General features: G+C 38.5%; 12 protein-coding genes and 1 pseudogene. 6 read left to right on the top strand and 7 right to left on the bottom strand.

The genetic code is table 11. The features are described 5' to 3' along the window. Window positions 1-94 precede the first annotated feature (94 nt). Entirely contained in the window at window positions 95-442 is a 348-nt protein-coding gene (locus BC008_RS08830) for a PadR family transcriptional regulator (protein WP_027843223.1), read from the top strand. Window positions 443-494: 52 nt separating this feature from the next. After that, entirely contained in the window at window positions 495-1,025 is a 531-nt protein-coding gene (locus tag BC008_RS08825) for a cofactor assembly of complex C subunit B (protein WP_027843222.1), read from the top strand. 498 nt (window positions 1,026-1,523) lie between these two features. On the opposite strand, the gene BC008_RS08820 is transcribed toward BC008_RS08825, so the two are convergent. Beyond that, window positions 1,524-1,847, bottom strand: a complete 324-nt coding sequence (locus tag BC008_RS08820; protein ID WP_027843221.1) for a DUF3155 domain-containing protein — start codon at window positions 1,845-1,847, stop codon at window positions 1,524-1,526. Between the two features lie 271 nt (window positions 1,848-2,118). Between BC008_RS08820 and BC008_RS08815 the strand changes: the two genes are divergently transcribed. Continuing rightward, window positions 2,119-3,438, top strand: coding sequence for a sensor histidine kinase (locus tag BC008_RS08815; protein WP_027843220.1), 1,320 nt, complete (start codon window positions 2,119-2,121; stop codon window positions 3,436-3,438). A 217-nt stretch (window positions 3,439-3,655) separates the two neighbouring features. Here the strand turns inward: BC008_RS08815 and BC008_RS08810 are convergent, their stop codons facing one another. Further along, window positions 3,656-4,897 (bottom strand): S-layer homology domain-containing protein, encoded by a 1,242-nt coding sequence (locus BC008_RS08810; RefSeq protein WP_027843219.1) that lies wholly within the window; start codon window positions 4,895-4,897, stop codon window positions 3,656-3,658. Between the two features lie 555 nt (window positions 4,898-5,452). Next, entirely contained in the window at window positions 5,453-6,124 is a 672-nt protein-coding gene (locus tag BC008_RS08805) for a hypothetical protein (protein WP_027843218.1), read from the bottom strand. Window positions 6,125-6,477: 353 nt separating this feature from the next. Between BC008_RS08805 and dgt the strand changes: the two genes are divergently transcribed. Together dgt and BC008_RS08795 are read left to right on the top strand one after the other, a co-directional pair. After that, on the top strand, window positions 6,478-7,800 hold the full coding sequence (dgt, locus tag BC008_RS08800; RefSeq protein ID WP_027843217.1) for a dGTP triphosphohydrolase: 1,323 nt from the start codon (window positions 6,478-6,480) through the stop codon (window positions 7,798-7,800). Between the two features lie 241 nt (window positions 7,801-8,041). Continuing rightward, window positions 8,042-8,629 (top strand): metal-dependent hydrolase, encoded by a 588-nt coding sequence (locus BC008_RS08795; RefSeq protein ID WP_027843216.1) that lies wholly within the window; start codon window positions 8,042-8,044, stop codon window positions 8,627-8,629. Between the two features lie 102 nt (window positions 8,630-8,731). Here the strand turns inward: BC008_RS08795 and BC008_RS08790 are convergent, their stop codons facing one another. From BC008_RS08790 to BC008_RS08785, 3 genes are all read right to left on the bottom strand, one after another. Further along, complete coding sequence (locus BC008_RS08790; protein WP_027843215.1) at window positions 8,732-10,372, bottom strand: alpha-keto acid decarboxylase family protein; 1,641 nt, start codon at window positions 10,370-10,372, stop codon at window positions 8,732-8,734. Continuing rightward, window positions 10,339-10,467: a hypothetical protein gene (locus BC008_RS52045; protein WP_268768206.1), complete on the bottom strand. Its 129-nt coding sequence runs from the start codon at window positions 10,465-10,467 to the stop codon at window positions 10,339-10,341. The genes BC008_RS08790 and BC008_RS52045 overlap by 34 nt, the downstream gene beginning before the upstream one ends. 310 nt (window positions 10,468-10,777) lie before the next feature. Further along, the gene (locus tag BC008_RS08785) at window positions 10,778-12,241 is read right to left on the bottom strand and encodes a CBS domain-containing protein (protein WP_058183437.1); all 1,464 of its coding nucleotides are present in this window, start codon (window positions 12,239-12,241) and stop codon (window positions 10,778-10,780) included. 126 nt (window positions 12,242-12,367) lie between these two features. Between BC008_RS08785 and BC008_RS46195 the strand changes: the two are divergent. Further along, window positions 12,368-12,538: pseudogene (locus BC008_RS46195) on the top strand (U32 family peptidase); the annotation flags it as partial. Window positions 12,539-12,586: 48 nt separating this feature from the next. Here BC008_RS46195 and BC008_RS08780 read toward each other — a convergent pair. Further along, window positions 12,587-15,145 carry a CBS domain-containing protein gene (locus tag BC008_RS08780; RefSeq protein WP_058183436.1) on the bottom strand — a complete coding sequence of 853 codons (2,559 nt, stop codon included), beginning with the start codon at window positions 15,143-15,145 and terminating at the stop codon, window positions 12,587-12,589. Window positions 15,146-15,267 lie beyond the last annotated feature (122 nt).

Below are 15,267 nucleotides of genomic sequence, written 5' to 3'. Positions count from 1 at the left end.
CGTTATACACTTACTTATTGAGGGATTGCACTATATACTCACAATCGAGATTTAGGCTCAATTATCGGGCATATTTTTTAGCCATTCATTAACCATGAGACTTGAGGATATATATCAGTACTTTGAGAATCCTCCGCCAACTTATCTTTGTCAAGAACTAGCAGTCTGTTATATCTTGTATGTTTTGCTACAAGGAGAGTCGTACGGAACCGAGTTGATCCAAAAATTAGAAACCGAATATACGACCTATCGACTTTCAGATACAGTGCTTTATAGTGCAATCAAATTTTTGGAAGACGAAAAGGCTATCACCGGTTATTGGAAAAAACTCGAGGGACGCGGACGTCCTCGACGGATGTACCAAGTTTCTCCCCAGTGGCAAACTCAAGCACAAGACTTAGCGAATCTATGGCAACAGTACATCAGTAAGAGGACAAATTAGCCAATAATTAATAATGAACAAGTCGCCTCCATTACGGAACTAATAATTAGCCATGGATACCCCTATCCTGCCATCTACGTTGTTGCTAACCTTATTGCTCTGTGTCGGTCAATTCTTCTTTATTCGTGCATCGACTAAAGACCGGACACAAACAGCACAACTGGCATCAGAAAAAGATGAAGCTACTTTAATGCCTCAGTTGCAGGATTATTTTAAAGCGAGGTCTTACCGAGTGACAGCGGTGGACCCGCAAGCGAACCAAGTGACCATGACTGGCTTTGTTAGACCAAGCTGGTTTCTAGCTATCTTTCTCACGCTATTGTCAGCAATTGGTTTACTGTGTATCTCGCTGGTTTTATCACAGCTTTTCCCCCGCTTCAGTATTGCTTTTTTGGGGATAGTCTTACTTTCACCTGCAAGCGGTATATTTTATTGGAAAAAAGCTAAAAAGCTTGAGAATGTTTTGCTTCGACTGGAAGCAAGCGATAGCAAACAAAAATTCCCAAGCAAAATAACTGTAATAGCCCACCGAGATGAACTCATAGAGTTACAGCGGACATTACAGTTAAAGACTGTTGAATAACTCAACACTGTTCGTAACAAGCCTGCGAGTTTGAGTTTCAGTTCTTAAAGACAGAAAGTTGGGAGAATTACAAACAAAAACTTTATGAATCTCCACGATGTAATATCGTGGAGAAAAACAATCTTTCTTGAAAGAGTACACTTAGTGACAAGACGAGCATACTAAGGTTAGGATAGCTCGGAAGCATTTACAACAAATTATCCCAGGCAATATCGTGGATGATATACCAACGCTTTACTTGGGATAATTTGCTTCATTGCAATTGTTTGGTGCATTCTTTTGTGTAAAAATCTACCCCGTAACAAAACGGCAGTTGAGGGTAGTCAAAATTGCCCTTAACTCATTAAGGAAGTAATTTACTGGCAATCCTGCAAAAAAGTTTAAAAAAATCTGAATTTTAGATGCAAACTAATCACTTTTGCCAGTTAATAGTTTTTAAGAACTGTATTCAAACTCTAAAGGAGAGATAAAAATAAATAAAATTATCAACCCCTTTAACTAACGAGCAGCAGCTACAACAGCTAGCATTTCTCGAGTAGAATCCTCCTCTAATGTCCTCAAACTAGGAAATAAAAAGTGGTTTTCCTCAACGTATTGAGCACCGAACAGTCCTTTTTCTGCCCAAAAATAACGATCGGTTGTATGCTCATTACGCTTTACAAGTAACAAAGCTGGTGGGACAATACCTTCTGCTTGAATAAATTTTCTTGCTGCTGTTACAGGCTTATCATCGCCACTCTCTATGCTAAACTGAGGCACATTCTCTAAAATACGACGTCCTTCTTGGCGACGACGACTCTTGCGCTTGCGTCTCCTAGCCAACCTATTTTCCTCCTCTTTCAAGCTTAATAGATTGTAGTGATAGCTACAAAACCCGTCGTAATTATAAAAGTTTTAAACCTAAAAATCAACTGCTTTTAACTTTTGCATACCATAGAAATAATATCTTTAAACGAATATAAACCATTAGAATATCGATATATAATACATTTGGGGAATGCATAACTTTCAGTGGTTTAATTAATCTTTATAGGAAGAGAAAAACAAATAGATTTTATTTTTCTAGTTATTGATTGCAAGTAAGCGTTACAAAATGTTAAGCACCGCCAGTTCTGAGTATGTGGCTCTTTGTAGAGAGCAGATGGCACTGTTAGCCCAAGGGCTGGGAGCGTCTTTGAGCATAGTGTATTTGACCCAAGAATTGGTAGAAGCCTCTTCAATAAGCGAAGCTAAATTAGTACCAATTGCAGTTTATCCAGAGACAGGATTATGGCAACAAAGCGATAAAAATAAAGTTTTGCCCAATCTGAATCAGAAGCTATTAACAGGTGTACAAGAATTAATTTCAGTTCCGCAAGAATCTAAGGGAGGAGATGAAGAGAATTGCCACTCCCAGGAAGAATATTTATTTCGTGGCGACCAAATTGTTTTACCCCTAGTTCATGAAAATGCAATTATGGGGTTATTTGTGACGGTGAGAGATGACCGTGGCTGGAAAGATAGCGAACGGGATGAGATTGAAAGAATTGCAAGAACGCTGGCGATCGCCTGCATTTTGGATCGTCGACAAGCATGGTTGCGTTCTGAGCTAGAACAACAACAAATCCTTCAGGAAAAGCAACAGGATTTATTAGACAATTTACTGCATCAATTTCGCAATCCACTTACCGCATTACGAACTTTTGGCAAACTATTGGTCAAGCGCCTGCGTCCCGGGGATGTAAACAGAGACGTTGCCACATCGATTATTCGGGAGAGCGATCGCCTAAGGGAATTACTAGTTCATTTTGACGAGGTTATTAACCTTACAACAGCAGATATAGTCGCTCCTAAGTTGCCGGGGGATAAAGTCTTAGTGAAAGCAACTGTACAACAACCTTCTTCAGATGTGCCATTATTATTGCCCGGAGCGGGCGAGGAAGGGGGTGAATGCTACTTGGAAGATATATTAGACCCTTTACTGATTTCGGCCCGTGCAATCGCTCAAGAGAGGGGTTTGGGATTAACGGCAGAAATACCTGCCAATTTATCTCCTGTAAATGCTAACTCTAAAGCCCTAACGGAAGTTTTCAGTAATATTATTGACAATGCTTTGAAGTATACTCCTGCCGGTGGTAAGGTTGCGATTACAGTAGGTCACGAAAAAGACGGCTTTCAAGGAATAGCTATTAGTGACAATGGTCCTGGTATTTCGCAAATGGATCTAAAGCATATTGGCGAACGTGGTTACCGTGGAGCGCAAGCTGAAACAGAAATTCCTGGTACGGGATTGGGTTTAACTATCGCCAAACAATTGATAGAGCAAATGCAGGGCGAGATTCAGATTTTTAGCCCTGCTTTAAACTCAGCAATCCCATTGTCTGACAAACCTGGAACTACATTTTTAATTTGGTTACCGTCTGTTGGGGGTTAGGGATTGGCGTTAGCTTAGCGTGACGCGACAGCGTCATATAGGGATTGGGAAGTTCTTAATGCAATAATCTATAAGCATTCACTGGATAATAATACATTTGTATTAGCTAAAGCTATCTCATAAATCCAAACTCATTACTCATTACTTATTACTCATTACTTACTACTTGTTACTCATTACTCATTACTTCTGTCCTGATTCCTGAATTTCAAGACAATCATCGCAATGAGACTTCAAACTGTTCTTCAATTGTCATTTGCAGGTCAGTATCTGGATCGATGACAATCAGGTCAACACTCTTTTTCCCAAAGAAAAGACCAACTAAGCTACCAACTGCAGCACCACCTAAGACTTCTTCTGTTGCTATTGCGCGATCGCCAGTTACTCCTGCGATCGCTGCTGCTGCACCTGCACCAAGGGCTGCATTTTTGAGGGTGGAGCGAAGTCTACTGCCCTTTTTAACTGTTTCAGTTTTAGTAATCACTTCTGAATTTGCATCGATATTGTACTCTTGACCAGAAGTTAAAACTAATTTTTGAGCTACAAATTGGGAGCCACCTTCAGCAGGCTTGAGTTCTCCTATAACTTGGCTACCAGCAGGAATTACAATATCTCCTCTATCTGTAATTACGTTTTGAGATACCGTGAGCGTCAAAGGTGCAGTCTCATCTTTTGTCACCAGAATTTTTTCTGCTTTGTCGTATTTAACAGGAATTACGGTTTCTGCAGGAATGGTAACTGCAACAGGAGTGGGTGGAGATGATTTAAAAGCTACGATGTAGGGGGAGGAGATTGCTGACGCTTGGTTGTTACTAACTAATGCTTGATAAATAAAAGCTGCAACTTGGGCTCTTGTTGCTGTTGCTTTAGGATTGAGGGACTGAACGTTAGGGTAGTTAACTACTATTTGTTTTTCTGTTGCTGCAGCAATTGGACGACGAGCGTAGTTGGAAATATTAAACGAATCATTGTAGTACTGCAGCGTGTTGATTGAGCTATTGCTTGGGCTGTAATCTAAGCCGTTAGCAAGGGAAACTAAGACCTGTTCCCGAGGAATATTTTGATTGGGTGCAAAGCGATTACCGGGATATCCAGACAAGAAACCTGTGGTGTAAGCTTCTTGAATTGCGCCGTAAGCCCAATAATTTCTAGATACGTCGTTGAAATTAACTGCTCTACGTTCAGGTGCTTTTTGGAAAGCTTTACGAATCATTGCAGCGAATTGAGCTCGGGTGACTGGTTGCTCTGGACGAAAAGAACCATCGGGAAATCCAGCAATGACATCTCGTCGTGCTAACTCTTGAATAAATTCTGCAGCCCAATAATTAGATGAAACGTCATAAAAATTAGATTGAGCCAAAGCAGGTGCAGAAGCAACTAACGGTGCAATACTTCCGGCTGTAATTCCAATTGCCATAACTGCAGCACATTTAGATTGCCAACTAGATTTTCCAAACATTTATTTTAACCCCAATTTATTCTGTTTAATTCTGTTAATTATTCAGACAATACTCAAAATAAAATGTTCCATTTTAAACTAATGAAAATTATATTTTTGCTGAAGTAAAATATAATTAAAAGTATAGGTAAATAATGAAATAATCTTGACGTATTCACAATCAAATAGTTGCTTACTTTTCCCAGAAAATTATTTTATTTAGCAAATGAGATAATAAACTATATAGAAGTGAATATGACTTTATTTTTGTTGTTGATAATGGAATTTCACTTTACCCACAGGTATTTTAAACCCATGATGTAGGCTTGCACCAACGAGAATCTGCGGAGTATTACTAGATATAAATCAATGTACTTCGTATTTTCTCTTAGTCGCCTTTTCGGATGATTTACACTATAAATAAAAAATCGTTAATATCCTCAAACGGTGTATTTATATAAAATCGCCGAATTTTCATTCAATTTCATCATTATAAAAACGCATAAAAAAAGGGTTCTTTTAATGAGAACCCAGTTAATAGGATGATTAAGGTTAAAAAGAAAGAAAAAATAATTATTAATTACGGGACAAGGAAATTACTAAATCCGAATCTAGGGTGACATCTAAATCTTTTTCGGGATTGATGACAACAACTTCAACTGTTTTCTTTCGTAACAGAACGCTTGCTAAAGCACCAGCACCAGCACCAGCTACTGGACCTAAAATATCTATATCCCTGTCACCTGTAAGCAATTCTATGACAGCAGCAGCACCCGCACCGATAGCTGCATCTTGCAATATTTTGCTTGAGTCAGAACCTTTTTTGATTTTTTCTATGTTCGTGACTACATCCGAAGCTGCGTCAATGGATTGACGATCTCCGTTGGGAAAAATTAACTCTTCAGCTACAAACTGAGAACCTTTATCTGAGTCTCGATCGCTTGCAGGTCTCAATTCACCTTTAATTTCAGTATTTTTGGGAATTAAGAGATTACCAGACCTGTCAACAATATCACTCGCTACTTTTAAAGTTAAATCCAGAGTTTCATCAGGAGCAACAACAATTTTATCTTTTTCATAGGTAACAGGAAGAGTTGCTCCAGCGGAGATTGAAACTCTCCTTGGTTCTCCGAAAATGACTTGGGCGTTTGCTCGATTCAAGCTAAATAAAGGAGTTATTGTCCCTGTTGAGATTGCTATTGCAAGAAATGCAGCAGTTCCATTTTTCCAACGACGAAAGCTAGCCATAGCTTCGATTTCCTCTTCAAGCAGTTGTGTTTGATGACGTGGAGTGATGCAGATTGTTTCTTATACGAGTGGTGATTTATGATTTTTCATTCTTGTGGGGTAAATAAGATTTACACACAGTTTTTTTGTTCCCTTATACAAATTTGCTTCAGTATGAAGTTTCACTTATCGATCGCATAGTCCAAATCTACATACTTTATTTGGTTGTTTTTCTTTCTTCAACAGTGAGTTGAGTAATGTCAGGATAATTTTTTGTTTGCTAGTTGAGAAAATCACTAGAATAACAATGTATTTTTGCTAATTAATTTCGATAAATAAATTTATCTGAGTAATATCTACACAAAATATCAATTATGGATTGGAAAAAACTTCTCACTCCACAAAGATTGGGAAAATCAGAGTCAGAAGATATCCACTGGGATAGAACCTGTTTTCAGAAAGATTATGATCGCTTAGTTTTTTCATTTCCCTTCCGTCGTCTTAAAGATAAAACCCAAGTTTTTTCTCTTTCCACCAACGATTACGTTCGCACTCGTCTAATCCATAGTTTGGAAGTTTCTTGTGTTGGTCGTTCTTTAGGGAGAATGGTTGGTTGCGAAATCGTTAACAGACACAAGCTCGACCGAGATGGTTTTAGTGCTGCAGATTTTGGCGATATTATTTCTGCTGCTTGTTTAGCCCATGATATTGGTAACCCACCCTTCGGTCATGCTGGTGAAGATGCAATCCAAATTGGATTCGAGTCTTGGTTTGGGAATTATGACAATTCAGTTGAGAAGTTGCTCAATGATTCGCAAAAGGCTGATTTTGAATTATTTGAAGGAAACGCTCAAGGTTTTCGAACAATCGCAAAATTAGAAATGTCGCCACGTTTAGGGGGAATGCAGCTTACCTGTCCAACTTTAGCGGCTTTTACAAAATATCCCAGAGAATCTTTTATTCCCGAACATATACTTAATGGTTATTCTGGTAGCAGTGTTAAAAAATATAGTTTCTTTCAAGCTGAAAAAGATTTATTTACTCAAGTGGCTGAAACTGTTGGATTAATTCGTCGTAATGATAGTGTTGCTTGGTGGTCGCGACATCCTCTTGCATTTCTGGTGGAAGCTGCTGATGATATCTGTTATTCGATTGTTGATATTGAAGATGCTTTCCGCATGGGTTATCTTTCCTTTCATGAAGCCCGAAATTTACTTCAAGATATTGCAGGTCTTAACTTAAAGAATAAAGAGGAAGCAGAAATTATTAAGCATCTACGGGCTGAATCCATTAATAAGCTTGTCACTAAAGCTGCAGAAATTTTCCTAGATTACGAACCAAAAATCCTTTCCGGAGAGTTTGATCGAGATTTATTATCTTTGGGAAGTTACGCACAAAATATGGAAGAAATTCGCAAAACGATCGCTAGCAAAGTTTTCCAGCATCGAGATGTTTTAAGGATTCGTATTGCTGGGTACGAAATTTTAGGTAAATTATTTGCGAAGTTTGTCAATGCAGCTCTCACAAATAGTGAGAAAGGAAAGTTAATTTCTTACCTGCTTCCGGAAGAATATCGATCTAATAGTGATGAAGATACCTATAGCAAAATTCTAAAAATTACGGATTATATTTCCGGAATGACTGATTCTTATGCAACTAGTTTGTTTCAGGAATTGAGTGGTATTTCTTTGGGTTAGTGCAGTTTTATTCGCTTTGTTTGTGGTGAAAACTTTGGTAAATGACACCGTCCTAAGTTTCTTAACATCCTCTTAACCTCCCCAAGTGACCCCCTCCTAACCTCCCCAAGTGACCCCCTCCTAACCTCCCCAAGTGACCCCCTCCTAACCTCCCCAAGGGGAGGAAGATATCGTGTTCAAAATTAATTATTTTCGCGTATTCTAAGTGAAGAACAAGTATTTTTAGTTGCTAGTAAAAAGCATGAATACTCCTTCTCATTTTCTGATGACAGCCGGATTAGATAAGGTTTTAAAGCGAGTTCCGATTGTCAAATCTGCTTTTTTACTGGGTTCGGTTGCTCCTGATATTGCATTGTGGATGTTATCGATTGGTGGCATTATTTATTACCACTTAATTCTAGGTTGGAGTATGGGCGATACTTTTCGTTTGATGTTTGACGAATTGTATTTTCATCATCCTTTATGGTTAGGGCTTTGTAATTTGTTGCACTCGCCTATTTTGCTCTTATCAGGTTTGGCGATCGCATTTCCCAAGAGAAAACATATTGGTAGCTGGGAAAGGTGGTTTTTTTGGTTTTTACTAGCTTGTCTATTTCATACCACTGTAGATATTTTTACTCATGCTGATGATGGACCATTATTATTTTTTCCATTTGAGTGGAGCATTCGTTTTAATAGTCCAATCAGCTATTGGGACCCCCGATACTATGGTAGAGAATTTGCTGTATTTGAATTGATATTAGATTTAATGTTGTTGGTTTATTTGCTGTATTGGCGAGTAACACAGTTTATTCACAATAAGAAGTGGGGAAGAAATTCGAGAAAATAATTCGAAGAAATGATGTCGTGTGAAGTTATGTACAAAATAGACTACTGATAGGGCGCACGTCGGTGCGCCCCTACAGAAAATATATTATGTTGTGATGGGAGATTAATTTTGTACGCGTTCTCCTAATGCGCGGCTTAATCGCTTGAGAGCGGGTGATGTATCTTCTGGATCTAAATGAATATCTAAAATGCAGAAACTTTCAGAGTGTGTTTGACTTTGCAGTAGGGCTGTTTCTAGTTCATCCTCAGTTTGAATGTCAAATCCTAGACCTGCACCTAATACCTCTGGAATTCGACTGTATTTCCACAGCAAAATATCATTGAATGCACCGTCTAATATTGGACGCTCTGTACCGTAACCACCGTTATTTAGAACAATTACAATCGGATTTAATCCATAACGAACAATAGTTGATAATTCCATTCCCGTCATTTGAAATGCTCCATCACCGACTAGCACTAACGGACGAACACTAGAATTAGCAAACTGAGCTCCGATGCTAGCAGGAACAGCAAATCCTAAAGAAGCATAATAAGCAGGTGATAAAAATCGAGTTTTATCGTAGACAAATAACTCCGAACCTGCAAACAATGCATCCCCAACATCGGCTATTACGATAGTATCTTTGCTTAAGAAAGAGTTTAAGCACTCGAATAATCTGGCGATTGTTATTGGTTTACCACTGATGACTGAGAAATCTCTTGGAGGCTTAAAGTCATTAGGAACATTGAGTTCTCGAGGATGGATATTTGCTTTGAGTGACCCGAGAACAAAGTCCTTAAGATAAACTTCATCATAACTATGAAAACCGACAGATGTTTTCTCGCTCGTTACGTAGATTGAATATTTAGGTTCGAGATTAGCAGTAAAGATACCCAAGTTAACATCAGATAAAAAGGTACCCAGCATAATCAAACAATCGCTGGATTCGACATATTCACGTGTAAACTTATTCCCCATTGCACCTTCATAGATACCAATATAATTGGGGTGCATCTCGCTAATTGTTGATTTTCCTAACAGGGTTTCTGCGATCGGGATATTTGTTTTTTCGACTAGCTTGAGTAATTCTTCCTGCAATCCAAATCGATGCATTTCCACACCAGCAAGAATTACGGGTTGTTTGGCTGCGTTGATTTTGTTTGCAGCTTCTCTCAAGACTTCTGCTAAAGCTTCAGGGTTACTAACTTGTGGCTGCAGATCCAAAGAATAGTCTATATTTCCCGGTTTATTGACCATATCCCGGGGGATTTCGATGTAAACTGGGCGTTTATACCTTTTGGCTGCAGCAAGCACGCGATCAATTTCTTCAAAAGCTGTCTTGGGGTTATCCAGTACTGTTGAAGCAACGGTGAGTTCTTTGAAAATGTTGTACTGCGTATCAAAATTACGGATTTTATGATGTAGTAAGGGATTTTTTATACGTTCATTTGTACCGGGTGAACCACTAATAACCACAACTGGAGATTTTTCTGCAAATGCTTGCGCTGTGGTGTTTGCAATCTTTAATCCACCAACACTATAGGTAATGCAAACAGCACCTAATCCTTTTAAGCGAGCGTATGCATCTGCTGCAAAACCGGCTCCCTGTTCGTCACAGGTATTAATAAATTCGATCTGGCTATCTTCTAAAAGTTTGTTAAATCCTAGGACAAAATCACCAGGTACACCAAAAACGTGATGTGCTCCATTTTGATAAAGTTTTTCAATTAAATAGGTTCCAATAGAGTTTGTTGTTTCCATAGGTTCGCTTCTCCTTCTCCTGGAACAGAAAAGTTTTCCCAGCCAACTTTTCTATTTAGTGGCTTAGTTTTATGAAGCTTGGCGATAAACCTCATGTTCAGTGTGAGTATTGCTAACTGTGAACAAGGTTTTCAATATAATTTTTTTGAATTCAAAAAAAATTCCAGCAGAAATAAACTATTCGCGGTGCAGCTTCTTAAAACCTAGGCTGACTGAAGTTTTGAAATCGATTTTTTATGATCATGTACTACAAGTATTACTTATATTTTGCTAATTCTGTGCCAAATGATAAAAGCTGGATTAAGGAGAAGTGGAGAGTTATTCCCCTGCAGTAGGGTTTTCAGCACTTAGCAGTCAAAGAATATCTTAACGATTTTTATTGTTTTTGTACCTTTATCTAGCTTTCTAAATATTGGGTGCGCAGGAACTGAGTCTCAATTTGCTTTCTCTAGTAATATCAATTCCAGTTGCAATAATATAATTTACCGAACCATCATTATCAATCAAACAAGTGTTTGACCAAGTAATCAGACGGAGACTTCCATCTTTCGCGATCCAATGGTTGTCGTATTGAATAGGAAATTCACCTCTTTGCAGCTGCTCAAAAACTTCTATAGTAGTTTCTATTTCTTCTGGAACGATTAAATCCCACACCTGTTTACTTTCAACTTCTTCAAAACTATAACCTATGGCTATTTCACAGGCTTGGTTAAAGCTGAGAATTTTTCCTTCCTTATCAAGTACAACAATTAAAGCTGCAGCAACATCTAAAATTGTAGATATTAAATTGTTTTCTTTTCGGAGTGATTTTTCTACCTTGTGACTTTCTTCTAATGCTTTTTGTGTCTGCTGATAAAGCTGAGATTGGGTTGTGTAACTTTCTGAAAGCTTTCTTTTTTCTGTTTCTAGTTCCTCTACTTTTTGTTCTAGTAATTCTAAAACCTCATACATTTCAGTTGGATCAAGTGCTTGTAGTAAACTAGTTTGTGTAATAATTCCCCTCAGTTCTGCTTGCGAACTAGCAACTACTAACCGGCGTACTTTGTGGTAGTCCATTAAAGACTGTACAGCCCAAAGAGAATCCTCCGGATTGATCAGAAAAAGTGGTGCACTCATCACCGCTTGTGCTTGGATAAATTCTAAATTTAACTCCAATCTCTGAAATTGCAGGATATCACGCTCAGTAATAATTCCAATTGGGAGTAAAGCACAAGCCTCAGTATCACTAGATTCCTCATTTCCTGTTAACTTTTGTACCCTTTCCTTTACTTTCTGTACGAGTACCACACAACTAACATGATGATTAGCCATTAATTTAATGACATTCATTAAAGACACCGTTAAAGGTGCATGAACGACTTGGGAATTCATCACTTCAGCAACTTTACAAAATCTCAGCCATTGGGTCGGACGTATCTGTCGTCGTATTCCTTCAGAGGAGATGATTCCCAAAAGTTGATCGCACTCGTCCATAATCGGTAGGTGACGAATGCCATGTTGATGCATTAAATTTCTGGCAGCAAAAATATCTTGATTGGTACGATCGGTTTTCAGAGTAACAAGTTCTCGGCTCATTACTTCTGCAATAGTTATTCCCTGTAGTGTTCTACCAGCAGCAATCAGCCGCACCACATCTCGCTCGGTGAAAATACCAACTAATAGTCCATCATGAACTACTACAGCACAACTGCTGGAATGTTTCCGAACAGGAAAGTTATCATCTGTGGAATTATCATTATCCAGGGGGCAATTTCTCACCCACCCCTGACTCATCAAACCAATAACTTCAACTATGGTTATGTCAGGGGTAACAATCAAAGGTTCACGCTCAATTGCCTTTTCCAAGGAGAACCATTGGTTTACGGACATAGACCTTATTATTAGAGGTGTTGAGGCAAGAAAAATTAATCTCTAATATTCTAGGATACAACAAATTAAAGGCTTGTGTAATCTTCCTGATTGCCCATTTTTTAGGCTTTTATACCAATTCATGCATTAGAAGTATTCGTTCATGGTGCTTTATGCGTTGCATATTCCGGTCAGCGTTTGACTAGGGAAGCTTTGGGGGGACGTTCTGAAAACCGTGGTGAGTGCGCTCAAACTTGTCCCATGCCTTACAATTTAATTTCAGATGGGGAAATAGTAAATTTGGGCGATCGCAAATATTTTTTTGGATTTAGGCTTGAGGCTTTTTGATATCTTTGATTGGGAAAATTACGGATTATGAATTACCAAGTGTAAATTCCTCAACAGTTCTTGGCTAGTGTAGGGTTTAGCTAAAAATGCTTTAACTCCAGCCTGATTTGCTGTAGCTATTTTTTCACTTGAGGGTAGTCCACTAACAGCAATAACCTTTACTTCGCGATTGATTTGCTGCAAGGTATAGATCGCAGTCAAACCATCCATTGAAGGCATCATCATATCCATTACAACCACACTAATATCATCTTTATATTGGGCATAAAGTGCGATCGCTTCAATTCCGTTACTGGCTGTAAGTACTTGATAATTATATTCTTCCAGGGATGTTTTGCTGATTTGCCTAATTATTGCTTCGTCATCTACAACAAGAATTAATTCTCCCCCTCCGATTGATGCTTCTTCTTGGCGATTTTGTGTGGTTTCTACTGTGTGTACTGCTGGTAAATAAACTGTGAATTGAGTCCCTTTTCCCACTTCACTATATACATTGATGAAACCACCGTGACTTTTGATGATACCAAGTGCGGTTGAAAGTCCTAATCCTGTACCCTTACCTTGTTCTTTGGTGGTGAAAAACGGCTCAAAAATTCTTTCTAAAGTTTTTGGAGGAATTCCTATCCCTGTATCGGAAACTGTAACTACAACATGATCTCCCAAATTGCTATTTGCACTTATAGCCGCATGGTTTCGATCTAGTTCGATATTTTTCGCACCGATAATTAATTTACCGCCATTGGGCATGGCATCGCGGGCATTAACACAAAGATTCATGAATACCTGATGTAACTGTGTCCCATCAGCATAAATAGGGCGTAAATCCCTGGCTATACTCACTTCAATCTCAATGGATTTAGGGAAGGTGTTACAAACAAATTCTCTAATTTCAGAAATTATGTGCTTAATTTGCAATGTTGTGCGATCGCCTTCCACACCGCGTGCAAATGACAATACTTGCTTAACTAAATTTGCTCCCCTTCTAGCACTATTTTGCAGCATTTCAAATAAATACTGAGTTTGATTGTCAGTTTTGGGTAGTTTGAGTGGTAAAAGTTGGGCAATTGCTAAAACTGGTGTGAGAATATTATTCAAATCATGGGCGATACCACCTGCTAAAGTACCAATACTTTCCAAACGTTGTGTGCGGAGAAACTGTAGTTCGAGTTGCTTTTTTTCAGTAATATCAATTCCAGTGGCAATAACATATTTTACTGAGCCATTATCATCAATCAAACAAGTATTTGACCAAGAAATAAGATGGCGACTACCGTCCTTTGCGAGCCAATTATTTTCGTTTTGATTGGGAAATTCACCTCTTTTAAGCTCTTCAAAAACTTCTCTAGTAGTTTCTATTTCTTCTAGAGGTATGAAATCCCATACCTGCTTATTTCTAATTTCTGCAAAACTGTAACCCGTGATTGTTTCACAGGTTTGGTTAAAGTGGATTATGTTACCTTCTCGGTCGAGTACAACAATTAAAGCCGCAGCAACGTCTAAAATCGCAGATATTAAATTTTTTTCTTGCTGAAGTGCTTTTTCTGCTTGCTGACGTTCTTCTAATGCTTTTTGTGTTTCTCGATAAAGTTGAGATTGGGTAGTGTAACTTTGCGAAAGCTCTTTTCTTTCTGTTTCTAGCTCCCCCACCCTTTGCTGCAATAATTCTAAAATTCCATACATTTCAGTTGGGTCTAGTGCTTGTAGCAAACTAGTTTGTGTAATAATTCCCACTAGCTCTTTTTCGGAGTTAGCAACTACTAACCTTCGCACTCGGTGCTGCTGCATTAAGGACTGTACCACCCATAGAGAATCTTCTGGACTTACAAGAAAAAGGGGCGCACTCATCACCGCTTCTACTTGGGTAGATTCTAAATTTAACTCTAATCTCTGGAATTGTAGAATATCGCGCTCAGTAATAATTCCAATCGGGAGTAAGTTAGAAACCCCAGAATTACTATATTTTCTATTTCCCCTTACTTCCTGTACAATGACAATGCAACTAACATGATGATAAATCATTAATTTAATTGCATCTAACACGGAGACTGTTGGAAGTGCATGTACTACTTGGACATTCATCACTTCACGAACTCTGCAAAATCTTAGCCATTGGGTAGGACGCAGCGCCCGTCGTATTCCTTCAGAGGAGATAGTTCCCAAGACTCGATCACACTCGTCCATAATGGGTAGATGACGAATGCCATGTTGACGCATTAAATTTCTGGCGGCAAAAATATCTTGATTAGTATCATTAGTTTTAAGAACAACCAGTTCTCGGCTCATCACTTCTGCAATAGTTATTCCCTTTAAGTTTCTCCCAGCAGCAATTAGTTGCACTACATCTCGTTCTGTGAAAATACCAACTAACTGTCTATCATCGATGATTAAAACACAATCGCTAGTATTTTCTTGGATAACCAAATTTTCATCTGAAGGGGAATCATAATTATCTAGTCGGCAATTTCCAACCCACCCCTGACTCATCAAACCGATAACCTCGACTACAGGTGTATCAGGGGTCACTACCAGAGGTTTGCAAATTGCCTCTGTCAAGGAGAACCATTGGTTCTGCTGCATAAAGCTTACAGGTAGAAGTATTGGAGCAAAAACAATTTATCTCCAATATTTACGATATAACAAATTTAAAACTTGTGTAATATTCCAGGAGAAAGACAGTTTCCTCAGCCGATTATTGATTG

The organism is Mastigocoleus testarum BC008 (assembly GCF_001456025.1).
GTDB lineage: Bacteria > Cyanobacteriota > Cyanobacteriia > Cyanobacteriales > Nostocaceae > Mastigocoleus > Mastigocoleus testarum.
The sequence above is the reverse complement of the archived record's forward strand: the minus strand, read 5'-3'. Positions and strand labels throughout refer to the sequence as shown.